This is a genomic window from Leptolyngbya sp. FACHB-321 (assembly GCF_014695975.1).
Lineage (GTDB): Bacteria > Cyanobacteriota > Cyanobacteriia > Leptolyngbyales > Leptolyngbyaceae > Stenomitos.
Window position 1 is genome coordinate 280,965 of sequence record NZ_JACJPI010000081.1, and the last position, 19,445, is coordinate 300,409.

19 protein-coding genes are annotated in these 19,445 nt (G+C 48.6%); 9 read left to right on the forward strand and 10 right to left on the reverse strand.

What is annotated here, in order from left to right; translation table 11 throughout:
• Positions 1 to 780 precede the first annotated feature (780 nt).
• Positions 781 to 1,866, forward strand: a complete 1,086-nt coding sequence (gene hppD, locus H6F76_RS24695; protein WP_190453616.1) for a 4-hydroxyphenylpyruvate dioxygenase — start codon at positions 781 to 783, stop codon at positions 1,864 to 1,866.
• Positions 1,867 to 1,941: 75 nt separating this feature from the next.
• Entirely contained in the window at positions 1,942 to 3,090 is a 1,149-nt protein-coding gene (gene tyrA / locus H6F76_RS24700) for a bifunctional chorismate mutase/prephenate dehydrogenase (RefSeq protein WP_190512228.1), read from the forward strand.
• 73 nt (positions 3,091 to 3,163) lie between these two features.
• On the opposite strand, the gene H6F76_RS24705 is transcribed toward tyrA, so the two are convergent.
• Positions 3,164 to 3,796 (reverse strand): N-methyl-D-aspartate receptor NMDAR2C subunit, encoded by a 633-nt coding sequence (locus H6F76_RS24705; RefSeq protein ID WP_190512230.1) that lies wholly within the window; start codon positions 3,794 to 3,796, stop codon positions 3,164 to 3,166.
• A 382-nt stretch (positions 3,797 to 4,178) separates the two neighbouring features.
• On the opposite strand from H6F76_RS24705, the gene H6F76_RS24710 reads away from it, so the two are divergent.
• Positions 4,179 to 4,367 carry a CsbD family protein gene (locus H6F76_RS24710; protein WP_190453609.1) on the forward strand — a complete coding sequence of 63 codons (189 nt, stop codon included), beginning with the start codon at positions 4,179 to 4,181 and terminating at the stop codon, positions 4,365 to 4,367.
• A 435-nt stretch (positions 4,368 to 4,802) separates the two neighbouring features.
• Positions 4,803 to 5,879 (forward strand): anthranilate phosphoribosyltransferase, encoded by a 1,077-nt coding sequence (trpD, locus tag H6F76_RS24715; RefSeq protein ID WP_242036849.1) that lies wholly within the window; start codon positions 4,803 to 4,805, stop codon positions 5,877 to 5,879.
• 88 nt (positions 5,880 to 5,967) lie between these two features.
• Here trpD and H6F76_RS24720 read toward each other — a convergent pair whose 3' ends face one another.
• A complete protein-coding gene (locus H6F76_RS24720) occupies positions 5,968 to 6,876 on the reverse strand; it encodes a retropepsin-like aspartic protease (RefSeq protein WP_190512233.1) in 909 nt (302 codons plus the stop codon).
• A 330-nt stretch (positions 6,877 to 7,206) separates the two neighbouring features.
• Between H6F76_RS24720 and carA the strand changes: the two genes are divergently transcribed.
• The 4 genes from carA to H6F76_RS24740 all read left to right on the forward strand — a co-directional run bounded on the left by carA (position 7,207) and on the right by H6F76_RS24740 (position 10,385).
• Complete coding sequence (gene carA / locus H6F76_RS24725; protein ID WP_190512242.1) at positions 7,207 to 8,361, forward strand: glutamine-hydrolyzing carbamoyl-phosphate synthase small subunit; 1,155 nt, start codon at positions 7,207 to 7,209, stop codon at positions 8,359 to 8,361.
• Between the two features lie 284 nt (positions 8,362 to 8,645).
• Positions 8,646 to 9,017: an anti-sigma factor antagonist gene (locus tag H6F76_RS24730; RefSeq protein WP_190454381.1), complete on the forward strand. Its 372-nt coding sequence runs from the start codon at positions 8,646 to 8,648 to the stop codon at positions 9,015 to 9,017.
• Positions 9,018 to 9,303: 286 nt separating this feature from the next.
• Entirely contained in the window at positions 9,304 to 9,765 is a 462-nt protein-coding gene (locus H6F76_RS30720) for a 4a-hydroxytetrahydrobiopterin dehydratase (protein ID WP_242036831.1), read from the forward strand.
• A 377-nt stretch (positions 9,766 to 10,142) separates the two neighbouring features.
• A complete protein-coding gene (locus H6F76_RS24740; RefSeq protein WP_190512244.1) occupies positions 10,143 to 10,385 on the forward strand; it encodes a hypothetical protein in 243 nt (80 codons plus the stop codon).
• A 310-nt stretch (positions 10,386 to 10,695) separates the two neighbouring features.
• Here the strand turns inward: H6F76_RS24740 and H6F76_RS24745 are convergent, their stop codons facing one another.
• From H6F76_RS24745 to rpsF, 5 genes are all read right to left on the reverse strand, one after another.
• Entirely contained in the window at positions 10,696 to 12,195 is a 1,500-nt protein-coding gene (locus tag H6F76_RS24745) for a GAF domain-containing sensor histidine kinase (protein WP_190512246.1), read from the reverse strand.
• 283 nt (positions 12,196 to 12,478) lie between these two features.
• On the reverse strand, positions 12,479 to 13,153 hold the full coding sequence (locus tag H6F76_RS24750; RefSeq protein ID WP_190512248.1) for a hypothetical protein: 675 nt from the start codon (positions 13,151 to 13,153) through the stop codon (positions 12,479 to 12,481).
• A 6-nt stretch (positions 13,154 to 13,159) separates the two neighbouring features.
• Positions 13,160 to 13,708, reverse strand: a complete 549-nt coding sequence (locus H6F76_RS24755) for an Npun_F5560 family protein (RefSeq protein WP_190453586.1) — start codon at positions 13,706 to 13,708, stop codon at positions 13,160 to 13,162.
• Positions 13,705 to 14,727 (reverse strand): NAD(P)/FAD-dependent oxidoreductase, encoded by a 1,023-nt coding sequence (locus H6F76_RS24760; protein WP_190512250.1) that lies wholly within the window; start codon positions 14,725 to 14,727, stop codon positions 13,705 to 13,707. The genes H6F76_RS24755 and H6F76_RS24760 overlap by 4 nt, the downstream gene beginning before the upstream one ends.
• A gap of 107 nt (positions 14,728 to 14,834) precedes the next feature.
• Positions 14,835 to 15,155: a 30S ribosomal protein S6 gene (gene rpsF / locus H6F76_RS24765; RefSeq protein ID WP_190453579.1), complete on the reverse strand. Its 321-nt coding sequence runs from the start codon at positions 15,153 to 15,155 to the stop codon at positions 14,835 to 14,837.
• 317 nt (positions 15,156 to 15,472) lie between these two features.
• Between rpsF and H6F76_RS24770 the strand changes: the two genes are divergently transcribed.
• Positions 15,473 to 16,291, forward strand: a complete 819-nt coding sequence (locus tag H6F76_RS24770; RefSeq protein WP_190453572.1) for a fumarylacetoacetate hydrolase family protein — start codon at positions 15,473 to 15,475, stop codon at positions 16,289 to 16,291.
• 56 nt (positions 16,292 to 16,347) lie between these two features.
• On the opposite strand, the gene H6F76_RS24775 is transcribed toward H6F76_RS24770, so the two are convergent.
• From H6F76_RS24775 to H6F76_RS24785, 3 genes are all read right to left on the reverse strand, one after another.
• Positions 16,348 to 16,842 (reverse strand): Tic20 family protein, encoded by a 495-nt coding sequence (locus H6F76_RS24775; protein ID WP_190453568.1) that lies wholly within the window; start codon positions 16,840 to 16,842, stop codon positions 16,348 to 16,350.
• Positions 16,843 to 17,057: 215 nt separating this feature from the next.
• Positions 17,058 to 17,675, reverse strand: a complete 618-nt coding sequence (locus tag H6F76_RS24780) for a chorismate lyase (RefSeq protein ID WP_190512252.1) — start codon at positions 17,673 to 17,675, stop codon at positions 17,058 to 17,060.
• A gap of 174 nt (positions 17,676 to 17,849) precedes the next feature.
• A complete protein-coding gene (locus H6F76_RS24785) occupies positions 17,850 to 19,208 on the reverse strand; it encodes an FAD-binding oxidoreductase (protein WP_190512254.1) in 1,359 nt (452 codons plus the stop codon).
• Positions 19,209 to 19,445: the final 237 nt, after the last annotated feature.

Here is a 19,445-nt window from a genome sequence, read left to right on the forward strand (position 1 = left end):
TTAAGTTTGCTGTCATGAGTAACTTGCCTGCATAGTCAAGAGCAACAGCAAGTTACCAACGATTGTGAAAAGAGAAAGCAGTTGGTGTTGCTAGATAGAGCCAGCGCTCAAAATGCTTAAGAGTTCATACGGCTTTTATCTATACAGGTTCAAAGCTGAAGAAATCTGTAGCCGTTTGAATCTCTAAGTTAGGTAATCAAATGAATTTGATCGCCGCCAGAAAGAGCAGTTAGCAGTTAACGTTTTGCAGTGACTAACGTTCTGTATTGACACTTGCTTAACTAAAAAACTGCCGTTACTTGCTCCTCTGAATCGATCGCCTTGAGGAACACCAAGCCCAATTCATCTGGAAGCTAACACGGCTTTATCTGCTGTAACTAGCGTCTGTTCAAAAAGTTCACTGGGAAAACACATACTACTGATGTCATGCCAGGACTTACGGCATAGAAAACAATGGCGATGCCTGGTTTCGCAATGTTTTCACGGGCTTGCCAGTAAAAATAAGGAGAAAGATGGATTTAAACTTTCTGTGAATTCTCGGAGAAAGACGTCCTAAATTAAGGAAATCTCGTCCTACACCTGTAGCTGGGTGAGCCTCTAAGGGCTTCCAGCACTGACCAGATGAATCTTCACAAACTCCTGCTTTTTGATGAAGACTAAGTGGTTCTACTTGTTTTTCTTTCCCTGCCTTAAATAGAGTGAGCTAAATCTAGCTAAGAACTCGTTGCGTGCCTTAAGGCTTGGTTTATTCGTTCCATTATTAGTACTAGAGGCAATAGGATGAGTGATATCTATTCAATCAAAGGTGTTGACCATCTGGAGTTTTATGTTGGTAATGCCAAGCAAGCGGCGATCGTTTACGCTCAGTGCTTTGGCTTTACAACAACTGCCTACCGAGGGTTAGAAACGGGCGATCGCAAAGTAACCTCTTATGTCTTAGAGCAGGGAGAGATTCGCTTTGTTTTGAGTTCAGCATTAAGCCCAGAGTATCCCATAGCGCAAAGCGTTTTGAAGCATGGAGACACCATCGCTATCATTGCTTTGCAAGTTTCAGATGTCGCTACTGCCTATCAGCAAGCAATTGCTTGTGGTGCGATCGGTGCGATTCCACCAACAGATCATGAAGATGAGCATGGTGTTTTACGCTATGCCGCTATTCGTTCGTTTGGTGATGTGCTAGTTAAATTTGTTGATCGCAGCAATTACGGCGATAACTTTGCACCTGGCTTTGCTGCACGCGCCAATACACCTAGCAATGCCGCTGGGTTAAAACGCATTGATCATATTGTTGGAAATGTTGAATACGGCGCAATGGATCAATGGGTCAACTTTTTTGTGAAGACAATGGGCTTCGATGTGCGAATGCATTTTGATGATCAGGCGATCTCTACTGAATATTCAGCCTTGATGTCAAAAGTGCTAGAAAACGGTAGCAAAACTATTATTAATATCAATGAGCCAGCACCTGGTCGGCGTAAATCGCAGATTCAAGAATATTTAGATTTCCATTATGGGCCGGGAATTCAGCATCTTGGTTTGGCAACCGATGATATTGTCCAAACTGTCATTTATTTAAAACAGGCTGGCGTTGAATTTCTGCCGATTCCCAAAACGTATTATGACGGGTTAGAAGCTTGGGTGAAGGAGCTTGAAATTCCCGTTGAGCAGTTAGCAGCGTTAGGGATTCTCGTTGACCGCGATGAAGACGGTTATCTCCTGCAACTGTTTACAAAGCCAATGGGCGATCGACCCACCCTATTTTTTGAAGTTATTGAGCGTCACGGCTCACGAGGCTTTGGAGCCGGAAACTTTAAATCTCTGTTTGTGGCACTAGAGCGCGAACAAGCACTCCGAGGCAATCTCTAACGCAACAACGCTTGAACCTAAGAGCATTCATTGCTGGTGCCTTCAGGAACGATCCCCTTTTTATTGGTAGTCATCATGCCCACACCTGAAAAACTTCAACAGCTTGACCAGACATTAATTACACTGCTAGGCGAACGGCTCGCTCTCTTAGCAGCGCTAGAAACGCCCTCTATGCAAGAGCAACTCACCCGCTACCAAGCTCAACTGGCAGTGGCTGGTATTCCAGAGCATCTCTGGAGCAGCGTCATCACTGGCTGCATGGCAACGTTAGCCAAAAAAACGTCACTTAGCGCGATCGTTGAACCACGTAAGATTACGATCGTGGGTGGTCATGGCTTAATGGGACGCTTTTTTGTCGATCGCCTGTCTAATGCCGGGCATGATGTGAGAGTGCTGGAATATGACGGCTGGGGGCAGGCTGAAACTTTACTGGGCACTGCCGATCTGGTGTTGCTGTGTGTGCCGCTGAAAGCAACTCTCGCTGTGATTCGGAAGGTTGCTCCTTACCTTTCCCCCACTACTACGCTGGCAGACATCGCCAGTACCAAAAGTGCGGCGGTGCAAACGATGCTGGACAGTCATCCGGGACCTGTTGTTGGTCTTCATCCCATGTTTGGTCCAGGCGGAAAATCCTTTTTGGGGCAAAAAGTAGTTGTCTGCCCAGGGCGCAAGCCTGCCGCCTACCAGTGGTTGCTGCATTTGATTGAGGCAGATGGTGGCAACCTAATTCACTCTACGCCAGAAGAACACGATCGCATGATGGTAGCAGTGCAGGCAATTCGCTTCTTTTCTAATTTCACACTGGGAACGTTTCTAGCAGAAGAAGGCATTGACATTGAGCGTAGCCTGACATTCGCCAGCCCGCTTTACCGCCTCGAAATTAATACAGTGAGCCGCCTCCTGGCACAAGACGCAGCACTCTATATCGACATTCTATTGGCATCAGAGGAGCGTTGCGAAGCCATAGAGCGGTTAGTAAATGTGTACGATCGACTTTCTAAACTGTTGGCTCAGGGCGATCGCGCCGCTTTAATTGCTGAGTTTGAAGCTGCTCGTGAGGCATTCTCCGGTCAAGCAACGCGGGCGCTAGAGGAGAGCAACCACGTTATCAATCATCTCAGCACCTTTTTAGCGGCAAACGAAAGCAAGGCTAATGTCGTTGAGCCAAGCGTTACATCGGAGCCGAGCGTTACACCAGCCTACGTACAAGTACGCGCGGCATGAGCTTTCCCACTCCGCGATCGTCATTAGCTCTTTGATTCATCTTTGATTCAAACGAGGACAACCCTGATCCTGTTTAAGGATTAAGCGTTTCGATTAATCGACGGAGGTTAGACCGCGCTTGCTGCTCATACTGATGATGAAAAAAGTCTGTCTGAAACAGGCGCGATCGATCAAGAAACTGCTCTAGAATATCGGCTCGCTTTGCCCGATATAGTGCCTCTGGCACCCAATTGTACTCATAGCGAATGTTGTCTTCGTAGCGATCGAACTCAGCGATTGGACTACCCAGAATGGCTAGATCAATGTCGACTAACAGCACTGCATCCTCGTCCTTCGGTGTCGTGTCGTGCTTTGTTGCCAAAATAAGCTGACTCACTGCTTCTACTAACGACTGGGATACCTGTCCACACTGCAACCATTGCACTGCCAGCGCCGCACTACGCTCCTCGTTATCAGAGGCACGCGGATCGTAAATGACATCATGAAAGTAGAGTGCCAGTTCTATAGCATTGGGTTGATGAGCCAGCGATCGCACGGCTTCCCATTTTGCAAAGCAGTCCTCAAGATGTGCCAGCGTATGGTACGCCCGATGCGGTTCGCAATAGGCAGCTACAATCTGCTCAAAGAGTGGTTCAGGTATAGATCTTGCTCCTACTTCCTGCCACAGCTGGCACCAACGCGGCAATATGTCTAATTGCTGTATCAAAGCTGTCTGCGCTCCCGAGAAAGAGTCCTCTTAACTCTAGGCATGGCAAGATTCTAGCCAAGGGCTGTACGTCAGCAGCACAATGAGATCACTAGCATAATCGTGGCTATGGGGTGAAGATAAAATTTCTTGCGTATGGACAAAGCCCTCCAAACTTTCTTTCTCCTAAACTTAAGCACTGTTGAACGAGATGGTAAGCAGCACAGTGCTAACGTTATTTAATCTCGCTCTTTCAGCATAGTAAAATGATAGAAATTGTTGTCTAGAATACAACCTCTGAGGGAGGACTCAGCCTTACGCATTCCGTACTATCAGAGCATGAATAGGAAATACGCTGTACGTCCTATCCAAACTTCATAACTTTTAGAAACGGAGTACGAACATGGGTTTAGATGAAAAAGCTAAGGCTGCCGCTAAAAACGTTGAAGGCAAAGTTCAAGATGCTGTTGGCGATGTGACAGGTGATCCTCAAGCCCAAGCTGAAGGCAAAGCAAAACAAGGGGAAGCCCAAGCCCGTAACGCCAAAGAAGATCTGAAAGATGGTGTTAAGCGCACTCTCGACAACGTTTAGAAGAACGACGATTCTGAATCACGGCTAATAAAATCTAACCGCTCAAAAAGCAAAAGGGACATCACGCGATGTTCCTTTTTTGTGACGATTCGGTAGTCGGCAAGAGTCGGTCTTTTAAGTGAGCTATTGCGTTGATACTAATTTTTACTGGTAGTGATTGCTTGCAAGGTTACACAGCAGCTTTCTTCTCTATGGCTACATCTTGCAGTTAAGTGTTCTATTTCATCTCAGTTTGAAAGCGCTCTCTAGAGGGGTTTCTGCTGTTGTCTGCTGACTACTAAACACACCTCTACATTGCTAAGCCTCTTCAAATTGATGCTGCCATACTTTTTCTAAACCAAAGATTGATTTTGTGACTGAGCAGATTTTTAGTACGATGCTGTCTAGTGACTTAGCGTTCTGTGGTTTTTTGTGGCACAAAGTACTGACCTGAATTTGAATACACCAGTTGCCTTGCTTAAAGATTTCGGTGAGTGGTCTGACTTGCTTCAGCAGTTGCTCGATCGCCAATCGCTATCAACAGAACAGGCATCACTTCTGATGCAAGGCTGGTTAAGTGAAGCCGTCCCGCCTATTTTGGCAGGTGCAATCCTGATGGCAATTCAGTTTAAGGGAGTGTCCGCAGACGAGTTAGTTGGCATGGCGCGGGTGCTGCAAGGGCAAGCGTCTCAGCTTTCTGCATCCTATAAGACGGTATCAACGCCCGTCATCGATACCTGCGGCACTGGTGGTGATGGAGCAGGCACGTTCAATATCTCGACGGCAGTTGCTCTTGTAGCAGCAGCGGCTGGAGTTCTAGTTGCCAAACATGGGAATCGTTCTGCTTCTAGTCTCGTTGGTTCTGCAGATGTCCTTGAAGCCCTAGGCGTTAACTTAGCAGCGCCATTAGAAAAAATTCAAGCCGCTATCCATGCAGTTGGCATTACTTTTCTCTTTGCACCGGGTTGGCATCCTGCATTAAAGGCTGTGGCTCCCATGCGTCGATCGTTGAAAGTGCGGACAGTTTTCAACCTGCTGGGACCGTTGGTTAATCCTATGAGTCCAACAGGGCAGGTGTTGGGGGTTTATGACGCTAGCTTGCTTAAAACCGTGGCGGACGCATTACAGCAGTTGGGTGTACGTCGTGCGATCGTGCTGCATGGTCGTGAAAAATTGGATGAGGCTGGGCTAGGAAACTTGACTGATCTGGCGGTGTTGTCCAATCAGACTGTAAGTTTAACCAGCGTAAATCCTGTTGCACTGGGTATTGAGCCTGCTCCACTGAGCGCGATTGCGGGCGGTAACGTACAGCAGAATGCTGAGATTTTACGTGCAGTGCTGCAAGGTAAGGGAACGCAAGCGCAGCAAGATGTAGTGGCACTTAATGCTGCCTTCGCACTCCAGGTTGGTGAGGCGTTGCCGGAGACTGCTACCGCTTATGCGGATGGTCTTGCTATTGCCAGAGACATTCTAAGTAGTGGCGCTGCCTGGAGCAAACTAGAGCAACTGGTAGAGTTTCTTCAAAGCGGTTAACGGCTGTGTGCCTCAATCACTGCTTACTATTCACTAGGGAAGCCTTCTTAGAATTAGTAGGGGTGTTGCATTCCCTCGATCTAAACCTTTACCGTTGCCTAAATTCAACTACATTTCGTTTGACGGTGACATCATAATCAGCAAAAAAGTCATGCCCCAGCAAACCTATATCAAGTGCTGAGTTGCCGATCGCTACAACAACGCCTTTAACCACGGCACGACCGACTGCGATCGAGTCGAGGTACGCTAGGGGAACTTCTACACCTCTCTCACTAGCAGTATTTACCTTTGCTTTGCCAACAATGCCGAGACCCAAAGCGGACGCCATTTCACGGGTAATGACAGTGCCACTGGCTCCTGTATCAACAATCATTTCAAAGGTGCGGTTGCCATTGAAGGTGACATCAATAATTGGTGTGCCACCAGCGCGACGCTTGATTCTAGCTACGTAGACACCACTAGCACTGGGAGGGGGATTTGTAATGACTGCTGCTGGCTTGTTGTCAAACGTGCTGTAACTACGGGGTACCATCGGTAACACACCAGTGTCAGCCACAATTTCACCCACTCCAGCACGGGCTGCCTGTTTTTTAGCGGCAGCAAGGTTCCGCTGATACTGCGTGAGCTTTGTTTGAGCGGTTGATCGATAGGGGCTAGAGCGTGGTATCGATCGCATGAGTTGAATAGCTTGCTGCCAGCGACTCACAACCAGATTCCAGTCATCCTGGGACTGCGCTGAAATAGCAATGTTGCCAGCACTATCAGCTTTTTCCAAAGCAAGCTTGTAAGCATCAGCCCTGGACGTAGCTGCGGGTGGCTGTGTGGTTGGTGAAGGTTTTACTGGGCTAGCAGCCGGAACTGGGGAAGCGACAGCAGCAACCTCTGTGCTCTCAGTAGCCGCTTTGATTGTTGTAGTGCGGCTACAGGCTGTGCTACCCAGCACAACCACGCTCGTTAGCATGAGCAGCATGGCATTAGAGCAAGAGAACTTTAGCATGGGCTAAGAAAACTCACAAAGAGCATGGGCTAAGAAAACTCATGAAAAATATACGAGTGCAAGCACGGTACAAAGCTAAAAGCGCGATCGCCCACTTGCTGGAAATAAATTCACGCTTTTACCATAGGGTTCCGCACTAAGGCTGCTGAACTAACTCACTCTACGAAAATAACAAAGAAAAATTGGATTCGTTGTGCCGTCCTACGCCATCACCCTTAACTCTTTCACCTCCTCACTAACTGAGATCAACTGCCGTCTGTTTGTGCTGAACTCCTGGCGCTGATTGAGCATGGCATAATAAACGATCAGTATCCGATTGCAAAAGTGATTATGGTTTCTCCCACTCAGCCTGCGTTGCTGGTCTTGGCGGATGGTACGTCTTATCAGGGGTTGTCGTTTGGGGCAACTGGCACCGCGATCGGCGAGGTTGTGTTTAATACGGGTATGACGGGCTATCAAGAAGTGTTGACCGACCCAAGCTATTGTGGTCAGATTGTGACCTTTACGTATCCCGAACTGGGTAATACAGGTGTGAATCCTGACGATGAAGAATCAGCTCACCCTCAAGTGCGAGGAACGATCGCCCGTAACGTTTGTTTTAAGCCTAGCAACTGGCGATCAACTCAATCCCTGCCTGATTATTTGAAGCAGCACAACATTCTGGCAATTTACGGCATTGATACCCGTGCCCTGACCCGTAAGCTTCGTTCTGCTGGAGCAATGAATGGGGCAATCTCGACGGAAATGCTAGATCCCGCAGAACTGCTGGCGTATGTGCAAGATGCACCTAGCATGGCAGGGCTAAACCTTGTGCGCGAGGTCAGTACTAAAGCTAGTTATGAGTGGTCAGACAGCACAGATGCAATTTGGGAGTTTGGACCGATTACCGAGTCTACCGATGCGGCACCACTTACCGTCGTTGCGATCGACTTCGGCATTAAGCGTAATATTCTGCGCCGTCTTGCCAGCTATGGTTGCCGTGTAATTGTCGTGCCAGCAAACACTCCACCAGAGGAAATCCTCAAGTACAACCCAGATGGCATCTTTCTTTCTAACGGACCGGGCGACCCTGCGGCTGTAAGCGAAGGCATTGCGACGACCAAAGCACTGCTAACCAGCCAAAAGCCCATTTTTGGCATTTGTATGGGACATCAAATTTTGGGGCTTTCGCTTGGGGCAGAGACGTTTAAGCTCAAGTTTGGTCATCGGGGGTTGAATCAACCCTGTGGACTGAATCAACAAGTGGAGATTACTAGCCAGAACCACGGCTTTGCGATCGCCGCCGAGTCTTTAACTGCTGCCGATGTCGAAATTACGCACCTGAATCTGAACGATCAGACAGTAGCTGGATTACGCCACAAATCGCTTCCCTTATTCTCGGTGCAGTACCACCCCGAAGCCAGCCCTGGACCTCATGATGCTGACTACCTGTTCGATCGCTTTGTGCAAACAATGCGTGCTCAAGTACCAATAAAAGCAACATAACAGCAGTGAGCAAACCTCCCTGCCGTCGATCGTAGCTGTGTAGTTCGTAGCCGTGTAGTTAGCTTTGCCCGTTGCCGCTCCATTTTTACTGTCAGCCTTGAATCTGAGTGGTGTGCCTGCTGACTTTCACCAGCTTTTCTTCGTTAATCCAGGCTTTTGTGTCTCTGATCTGCCACTATTCGCTAAAATATTGGCATTTAAGCGCCATATCCGCAGTAGCAAACTTGCTAGCCAGGATGTATACTTAAACGTCGAATCAAGGACTAAACAGCTAGGAGGGCTTTATTCCGGAACCACTAACCCTGACAGTCAGCTTAAGAGGCACGCGCGAAGTTAGGGACAATAACTACCAGTTATTTCGCCTCACCGGTCTTTTGGATGCTTTCTCAGAGCCTACCTTTCGTAAGGTGCTTACCAAATGTATTGAGGAAGGACCAAAACACATCATTTTGGATCTATCAACCATCGATTTCGTTGATAGCTCTGGTTTAGGTGCCTTAGTGCAGCTTGCCAAAAAAGCTCAAACGACCGAGGGAACATTGCAGATTGTTACCAATCCTCGTGTTACTCAGACGGTAAAGCTTGTACGTTTAGAGCAGTTTCTGTCACTTCAAACGTCGGTAGATGTAGCGATCGAAAACGTCAAAGTCAATTAATTGCCCGTTTCTCAATTGCTTCAACGGCATGGAGCTATGAGCTAGGCTCTTCATTAAGATGGAGTAAAGCAGTGGCTTTCTAGTCTCTGCCATTTTGATGCGGACAACGATTTGCCTGAATCGAAAGTCTGGACAACGTTAAAACCCTTTTGTAAACCAACTGTGTCTACTACGGTTTTTGGCAACTAGGCTTGTAAGGCTGGTTAACCTGATAAGCCTAGAGCAACATTGCCGCCGTCTCTCGACTTGGTGCCCAGATGTTCAGCGCTTATCGACCTCAGCACGAATGAAAGCAATGTCGATTTGCCACTCTTTTCACCAAATGCGGCAACAAAGCCGACCCAGGCTTATTAACCTCGCTCTAGGGTTGGTAGCGGCGATTGCGTTAATGGTTTGCCCAACCGCTGCTGCGATCGCAAATCAATCAACTGTTCCAACAACGCCTACACATGACGCTATGGCTACTCCTGCCCCATTATCTAAAGAAGAACTAAATGTGGCGTTGAGCCAAATTAGCGACTGGAGTATTAAGGATGGTAAGCTTCATCGTCAGTTTCAATTTGCGTCCTTTGTTGAAGCGTTTGGCTTTATGTCAAGCGTTGCGTTAGTTGCAGAAGCTGCTGGGCATCATCCAGAATGGTTTAACGTCTACAACCGCGTCACGATTGACCTGACTACTCATGATGCTGGTGGAATTACAAGCAAAGACATTGAGTTGGCTAGTAAAGTAGACAAACTGGCAAAGTGAGATCAGTGCAATTGTCTCCTTACTTACGGCTAACAAAATTGACTTGTACCGAGGGTAATGGCTCTGCCCAAAACATAACGGCTATAGCAGAGTATGCGAAGGTTGTAGCTACTGTCGGTTGACAGCAACGATCGCCAAAAACAAGAAAGAAGCCCCCGGAGGTCGCTGGGGGCTTTTGTGTGTGAAGAAGTAATGAAGCGAGTGGTTCAAATGTACTAAATTCGCTTGTACTTGTCAACCTTCTGTAAATTTTGAGGGGCAGTGCAATTTTCCAGGCAGGATGAAAAAACTGCGGAATGACTGCTACTGGGTGTGGAGAATTGAGAGACGGATTTCTTTCTGTTGTGATCGCTCTGCTTGCCCCCATCAAACTTTTTATGTCGTACCCCTCTTTTCAAGCCTCGCAGAATTCAGCGCTTCCAGTAGTAGCCGTGTCACCCCAGCCTGTACCCAATGCTCCTCTAATCGGCTTTCTCGTCATCGCGTTTGCTCTCAGTCTTGTGCTTACATCCTTTGGCTATAAGAAGTATCGTGCTTATCGGCGATCGCGTTTGCTAAAGCGACAGATTGCCATACTAGAAGCAATGTGGCGCATTAGCTCAGCGAAACGAGAGCGCTGAAACCTCTGACGCAAGTTTTACTACAGCGACACCTTAGTGTTCTGTCAAGCGTTTTGAAGGGTAGATGCCAGTGATAAAACGGTTAGTAACATACTGAATTCTATAAGAATGAAGGCTTTAAGCCTAAGCAGCCTTTGCCATTGCTAATCCAGTTTAGATTCGCATTCCCTTTATCCTGCATTGTTTAGTTAAGCATCTCTTGGTTAAGCATCTCGACAGTGGCTCTTGACGAGAACTGCTTACGTCGAAGCCTCACCCTAAGTTGTTGTAACGCTTTCCATTAGGAAAGGCGGTGGTACATTGGTTGCCCCTAACGAGGTTCGCTAGCTTCAGCTTTTTGTGGCAGGCTGATCACATAACGGTAGCCTGATTCAGGAGAGCTTTGAATAGTAATTTGTCCATTGTGCATTTCAGCGATTTGACGACTGAGCAGCAAGCCGAGGTTTCGATGGGGATTGGCTACTAACACTTCTTCCTGGGCATCGTGCAACCGAGTAACAGGCTCTGCTGTCTTCATGATCGATACCTCACTGATAGCAGCTTCTTTTTCTACTAGACGAGACGCACGGTGAATTTCTGGTGATTCTACAGTAGTGCTGCTAGCGATCGACAGAGGCAAGGGTAGCGAGGCACCATTCACCTCGCTGTACGGCAGACCTTCTCCTAACCAAGGATGGGACACCCATACAGAAATAGTAAGATTGCCACTCCGGTAGGACACATGGATACGAATATTGCTGCTAGTACTGGAGGCTTGAATCACGCTAAAGATCAGATGGTAAAGCATCTGACGGACTTTATCTTTGTCCAACATCCAAATGCGACGACCAGGTTCAACTGAGAGACGAATCTGCTGTTCGCGGCGACGCGCTGCCTGTTCTAGTGTGTTGATTGCCTGCTGACAGAGCATTTCAATATCTACAGAGGCAAGCTGTAGCTGATTGCTATCTCTAGAATTTGACAATTCTAAAATCTCATTGACTAGCGACAGTAGGTATTGTCCACTATGGTGAATGATGCCTAAATACTCTTTTTGTTTGCTTGTGAGGGGACCATAAATTTCACTAGTTAGCACGCTTGCCATGCCCATGACTGATGTCAGTGGCGTGCAGAGTTCTTGCGTCAGTTGGCTCAGGAGTTCTGCTTTAAGCTGACTGGCGATCGACGGACTGGCAGCAGTCGTAGTTGTGACAGTCGTTTTAGCTGCCTGCTTGCGAATATCGCTTTTGGCAACCGCTAATGCCATTGCCGCTCGGCTCACTGCTTGCTGGCGCTCAAATTCGCTGATGCTCCAGCGGGCAGTCAGCACTAAAAATTCGATTTCCTGATTAGTAAAGCTGTGGGGTCTTAAGTCCATTACAGCAAGAGTCCCAATGCATACACCACCCGATGTGATAAGCGGTACCCCTAGATACGCTCGTACGCCATATTGTTGCGTTAGGAGGCTATGAGCAAAAGCGGGATGGGCAAACGTGTCATCGATTGCTAAGACCTGGTGACTATCAACTACATGAGCGCAGAAAGACTCAGAACGGGGAAACTGGCGGGAGGTTGCCAAGTCATTCATTAGCCCTAGCCGAGACAAGCCAACAGAAGCCTTAAAATGTTGCTGCTGCTGATCCATCAAGCTCAGGATGCAGATGGGCGTATTGAGCGAGTGGACGGCTGTCTGAGTGGCTTCGTCGAAGACAGGGAGGGTTACGGTTTCTAAGAGATTTAATGCTGCGATCGCCAACATACGTCGCTGCTCTCGTGTTGAGACAGTTTCACCATCAAGGCGACAAAACAACCGATTGTCAGGATGTATCATTCCGACCTCTATCCCCCGTATGTCACCGTACAGCCCTCGCTAAACCTGAAGGGCTTTTAACTATACTCATCGTTCCCTAACATTTGCTGGGATGAACGCTGGTAAGGCAACGGAGATTACTGAACTTTCGACCTCATCGCTGTTTTCGGGCGGGAAGGAATACGGAGGGGACAAGAGATGGTGAATGTGACAAGCAAAGTAAAAGGTGGCGCTTAGAGTACAAGATAGCGCTCAAAATATGTGTAGTTACTCTCTACTGCCGCTATTTGCAATGTCTACTTCTTTAACGGATCGTTAAATCTAAAAGCGGTTGACCTGTTAGGCAAGCCCAATGGCACGCAAACAAATCAGGGGTTTGAACCTTGAGGCTGGCAATCGCTGGTGCTGCTGGAAAGGGAAATAGGCGATCGAAGCACACCGCGCCATCCTGCCAGCCAAACTGCATCAGGTAAACGGCAGGCAACGCATTAAGCGATCGCAACAATCGCTGACCGAGCGCATAAAGAGGTTGCCGTTGGTAATCTGAGAGATGGACAGGTTGTATGTATCCTGACGCTGATGCCGCGTTTACCAAGTCTGCACCCTGAGCGCTGCCGATCACTTCGCCATAGAGCGCGCCTTTTGCCGTAAGGACGATGGGTAGCCAGAATGTACCGTCACCCGTAATGTATTGCCACGCCTCAAGCTGTTTGCGTAAGCCAGCTACATCACGGCAGGCTGCATAAAGTGTCTGTGCTGGAAACACTAACTTCTCTGGTACAGAAAGTGTCAGTGGGCAAAGGAGATGAACGCCCACTATTCCAGCATCAACAGACAGATCAGAAGCTGAGATCACCTTCACATCTGTTGTCTCTAAACTAGTACTAGACCCAACACTTATGGCGCGTTCCAACGCAGACACTATCGTTGTAGTCTCTGCTGAACCGACAGACTCAACAACAATTAGCACCTGAGTCATTAAACCTTAAGCATTCCCAAAGCTGGGAAAAGCAGCATCCATGCCTTTTGGAAAGCTAGGTAGGTCAAGATGAGTTTGACGACGGGTTCTTACTGCCAGACGGTAGCTAACGCTTTGTAGCTCGGCATGAAGCTGACGATTTTCGCGCTGAATTTGAGTTACTTTTTCGCGAATGGGCACCATCCGTTCGGCAAATTTTTGACGATAAATTTTAGGCAGTTCCTGGACAACCTGCTCCAACATGCGGGAGCGATCGGTCAGTTCTTGCACCGATTGCCGTAACTGATAGACTTCTGCATCGCGATCGGCAATCTGTTCCTGATAGAACGTTACTTGTTGTTCTACACCTTGCAGTTGTTCGCGCAGGGCACGCACTTCGGATAAGTGGCGCTCTGACACTTCAGGGCTAGGCATAAAGCTAGCGTTGCCTTTGACTAGGCGAAAAAGCTCCTGGGATAGCTGCTGCACAAGGTTATCGCGCATCTGTAGCTCTTCGCGGAGGCGGGCTGCCTCAGTTTGCAGATTGGGTAGTGTTTGACTCTCAGAATAGGTCACAGCTTTAGAACTCCGGTTTCAATAGCATCAGGTTGGCTCAAGTTAGATTCCCAACGGCGCGGGGCAGAGGTGCGGCGAATCTCCCGCCAAATTGCGGTTGCAGCTAATGTACCATCTGCAACTGCAATTGATACCTGATTTATGCCTTCTTTTAAATCACCAACAGCAAAGAGGCGAGGATGAGAGGTGCGACACATCGTATCGGTAACTAAGTTCTCACCCTTCCACTGCAAGTCCAATTCTTTGAGATACTCGTTGAAGTAGTGCGAACCCATAGCCACAAGCCCTGTTTCTAGCTCTACCGTTGAGCCATCAGTAAGCGCAACACCTGTCATTTCGTGGTTATGCCCGAGAAACTTGGCGATCGGTATCTCTACTAATGGGTAGCCATGCTCTTGCAATTTTTGACGCATCGCTTCGCCCACCTCACACAGTCCTTGCGTAAAGACAGTGATGTAGGGTGTAAACCAGTTCAACACAAACGCTGTATTAATAGCTGCTTCAGACCCAACAAACAGTCCGCACTGCTTGTCGGCAATCTCATAGCCATCACAAATCATGCAGACGTGCAGATTGTAGCCTGCGTAGTCGTACACGTTTTGCATATCGTCAAGGTGGGGCAGTTGATCGATAATGCCGCTTGCTGCCACCACATACTTACTGCGAAACACAGGGTAGATGCTGTCTTGCTTGCCGACCTTTACCTTGACTGCAAAAGTTTCACCTTCATCGCGTACTGCTTCAACAAAACCAGCGAGGTAGTCACCCCCTAAAGAGAGTACGTGCTGCTGCCCCTGCTGCAAGAGTGTACGCCCAGGCGTATCAGGGGAAAGCCCCAGATAATTTCGTAAGTCCTGCATCCAGAACGATCGCCCTCGACCTTTCTCAATGACTAAGCAAGAAAGCCGATAGCGTTGCAAATACATTGCCGCCGCCAGCCCGCCCGCACCACCGCCCACGATAATGACATCATAGAGGTGGTCCAGCCGCTGATCCAGATTCTTTTTGGAAAGCTTCATGGGCTTACTGCATTTGAGAGACTGATTACGTTTAAAGACAATGAAGGTGAGGATTTCCCCTAACCTCTCCAGTGTAAGCAGTTTACAGCGATTTTGGGAGGCTAGAACTATGCCTCTACCGCTTCTGATTCAACTTCTGGAACTTCTTGCTTAATCGTAAGAAAACGGATCACTTCCTCGCTCAAACGCATGGCACGTTCTAGTAAAGCAACCTGGCTCCCATCACTCTGATAGTTGATTTGAATATAGATGCCTTCACGGTTCTTTTGAATTTCGTATGCGAGACGGCGCTTGCCGCGATGCTGTGTTTCTAGGACGTTCGCACCATTTTCACGCAGAATGGTTTGATACTTTTCGATCGCCTGATCAACGGCTTCTTCGTTCAGGTCGGGACGAAGAATATACATCGTTTCGTAGAAATATTCCATGTTCGTTAATCTCCTTATGGACTAATGGCTTCTTTAGACACGGCGAAGGCGCGAAGGCGATTCAGTGCAAGCACCACATAAGCGATCGCTGATTCCTGTTTTAGAAGCAAGGATCCATAATTCTATCGCCTTTCGGGCTGAATGGGGCAAGACGACAAACATCAGCTTAATGATGCATCACGAATACCACCATGCCGGAAACTGTAGTGATAGGTTTAAATACGAGTCTGCTAAGGCAGAGTGATCGAGCGATTCTGTCGTCAGTGTCGAACGAATAGTTTAAAGTTTTTCTCGATGTGTGAGGAATCGTCTGAGTTATGGCACAGCGCTACGTTCGGGTTCAAGCGGCAGATGGGCAGATTCACTACGGGCTACTCCAGCTTGGACGAGAAGTACAGGTGCTAGATGCGCCACCCTGGCTGAATGGTCATTTAACAGATTTAGAGCTGGCGGCGGAAACTTACAGCCTTCTAGCACCCTGTGCGCCCTCAAAAGTAGTGGCTGTTGGTAAAAACTATGCGGATCATGCAGCCGAAATGGGAACGCCTGTGCCTGACGAACCGCTGTTGTTTATGAAGCCATCCACCGCTGTCATTGCTACAGATGGCATCATTCTTTATCCCTCGCAGTCGCGTCGCGTTGATTATGAGGGCGAGTTAGCGTTGGTGATTGGCGAACGTTGTGTAGACTGCACGCCCGAACAGGCGCAAGGGAAAATTTGGGGCTACACGATCGCCAATGATGTTACTGCCCGCGATCTACAGCGCAAGGATGGTCAGTGGACACGCGCTAAAGGGTTTGATACGTTTTGCCCTTTAGGTCCGTGGATTGTGCGAGATGTAAGTCCTGGCGCTCGGCTACAAACGTTTGTGAATGATGCATCCAAACCTGTACAGTCTGCTTTTATCGATCAGATGGTTTTTCCACCAGACGTTTTGGTGTCTTACATCAGTCAAGCGATTACTTTACTGCCAGGAGATGTGGTACTAACGGGTACGCCTGAAGGTGTGGGAGCGCTGCAAGTGGGCGATCGCGTTCGTGTTGAGATCGAAGGCATTGGCTACCTTGACAACACTGTTGCGCTGCGATCGCCCGAGCCTCTGCTAGATTCTCAGCTACAAGCGGAAGACCTCTAATCGCTAAAGCTTTCCGCTTGTAAGCCGACTTGTTTGATTCTGACAAACCCTAACCCTTAACGAACCTGAGTATAAGCCGCATCCGAAATGGTTGGAATTTCAGCGTAGCGACCCATTGCCGACTGCACGACCGAGTAACCCACAGCCGCTACTACACCTAGAAAGATCGTGTTAAACAATGTCTGTTCTAGCAAGGTGCCTTGTAAGATCCCCGAGAGAGCATAGCGCCAGAGGATCGAAATTAAGCTCAACACGATGCCAAACAGAATTGACTGCATCGCATTAAAACGAATGAAATGCACGATCGACTCGTTTCTGACTACCAACAAAAAGAGTGCAAAAAAGATGATCAGGGGCATGAAGCCGCCAAAACCATAGTAGGCGCTTAAAAGCGGTGCAAGCGGCAGCGCAATGGCATTGAAAATTGGACTGAGGAAGGAGCCAGATCCAACTACTCTATAGACCATGCCAATCACGTCTAGCAGCGGTAACAAGTAAACTAAGCAAGCAAAGATCCGGTCTGTGGGAGAAATAGACCCGCGCCAAGCCATGTTGCATTCTCCAGAAATGAGGTGATTTTTGAGGCTTTGTTTCAAACTTCAGATATTGCTCAGGATAGCGTAATTAGCAATGGATGCCCAATTTTGACGGCTTCCTGAACAGTCTCACAAAGCTCGCTCCTACTGCGATTGTCCTTCATCATGCTGTTTGATTTTGAATGAGGCGATCGCTCCATTGACACTCTTGAGCGAGAGACGCGATCGCTCTAGCAGCAGTCTAACCGGGTCGCGCCAAGATACTTGGTCAGGTATGGCGAAAAGACCTCATAAATGAGCGTCAGCGGTTGACCGTGATGCCAGAACAAATAATGTCGCCCCCAGAGTGGTCCCGTTTGCCCAAATGCTAATTCCAACGGCGCTGAATGACCGTAGTAGATACCCTGCACATCGCGATACAGTTCTGTGCGTAGACGTGCGAGGCTTGCCCAGATGGGGAGCGATCGATTTTGCAAGTAGTCATCCACATGGCTGGCTTCCCACCAGGATGTAGCATAAGCGAGACGTTGCCCTGAAGCGGTTCGCAACCACACCTGCCGCCGTACACGCGGACCCGGCACTACCTGAAGTTGCCTTGGAGCATTGTCTTCATCCATCCCAATGGCTGACATATCAATTACGTCAACTTCTGTTGGTTCGCCAGTCAGGAGTTGCAAGTGGCGTGTGGGTGAACCGTCGCCCAGCATCAGCATTTGCCAGGTTGGTGCTAACTGGTGATGAGGGAGACCCTGCTGCACCACTTTGTCGTCTCCTTGCCAAAGGGGGTCGATCGGGTGCCAGATTGTTGGCAACGCAACGCTGTCAGGAGACTCAACCGTTGTAGACAATTTTCTTTACACAACTTAACCTCATTATAATCATAGCGTCCTGGGTAAAGAAGTTTTGGGAGGAGGCGATCGGAGTTATTTATTATTGATTCTTAGAGGAAGCGGAGAGGCAAGAGAGCAGGGGAGGCAGAGGCAGCAGCTACAAAACTAAAACTTTTCCGTTCCCTCAGTTCCCTACTTCCGCTCTGCCCAAGCTCGCATCTTGCCGGGATTCAGCAACCCATAGGGATCAACCCTTTCCTTAAAGCGCAACTGTTCTACGTCAACCGTCTTCCTGCCACCATCTTCTAAAACGAAGGTGTGTGGATTGGCAATGAAGGCACCATTGTCTTCGTGGTAGCGAATAATTTCTGCTAGGCGCTCTGGAGTGGTGTAACGAACAATCTGCAAGGCGGCAGGTATTGCTTCGCCACCCATCCGAATAAACTCCAGATGCATCATCACCTCATCGCCAAAATGCTGATACATCCGCTCCACCAACTTCAATTCCTTATCGGACGGAAACATGGTTTGCAGGTAGGTGAGAGATGGATCAACGCTGCGGGCATGGAGCGTGGTGTGATTCCAGGAGTACTCAACCAGTGTGCTTCCCCTGCTCGCTTCTTGGGCGCTTTTTTGCAAACAGATAGTGCCGTTGTACTCGCTCACCAGGGCTGCAAAGGGTTCTAGAGACGATTCTGCAACTAAAACTAAAGCGCAATGACTGCCAGCAGGAATCATATTGCGAAACGCGGCGAAATAGGTGGGGATGGGATCGGCGCAGATGCAGACGAGCTTTTTGATCATGCCATCACTATCGCTAAAGACTTGCCCAAACCGAGCCGCTGTCATGAAATCGGGGAAGGCTACAATTGCCTCTGCCCAGGCATAAGCTGGTGCAAGGGGAATTTCTAGCTCTGTGATGATGCCGTTGGTGCCATAGGCGTGAGCGACTTTGTAAACATCATCGCCGCGTAGCTCAATCACGCGAGGTTCATCTTCTACCGTAACGACTCGTACTGCAAGGAGGTTGCCGCGATCGCGAATTTGCCCATAAGTGATCGAGCCAATGCCCCCGCTGCCGCCACCAATAAAACCGCCAATCGTCGCTGTACGGTAGGTAGAAGGCAACATCCGAATCTCCCAGCCGCTACTTCGTGTCTCTTTATCCAGAGCCGCTAGCTTCACTCCTGGTTCCACACACGCGATCCCTGGTTTGACCCATTTCACTGCCTGCATTCTCGATAAGTCAAGAATAACTCCACCCTGAAGTGGCACACACTGTCCGTAATTACCTGTCCCTGCACCACGCACCGTCAGGGGGAGCCTCCGTTTAACGCAGGCGGTTACCACCTGTATGACCGCTGCTTCTGTTGTTGGGCGCACCACAACATCGCCTCGCTTGCCGTCTAGTAGCGGTTGCAGAATAGGGCTAAAAGTGTAGTAGTCCTGCGAAAGTTTTGTGAGTTGAGCCGGGTCAGTAATGATCTCTAGTCCAGTTAACTCGGCAGAAAAGCTTTCCAGATCAGCGGGTTGAGCGGTTGTAGAAGTCATTGGCGATCGTGCAAACGTCTAAAGAGCGTGATGGCAATTCGCTTTTGCTGATTCATTCCCAGCCCCATTAACAGCAGTAGGGGATTTTTTACCAGCATTCAGCATGACACAAAGCAATACAGGGCAGGTTGCTAGGGGAGCAAGTCTATCTAAGTCTTCCAGTATGTGCCTCTGTCCATTGTCTTTAACGATACGGTCTGGGCAAGCAGTACTCTTTTGACCCGCATAGGCTCTGAA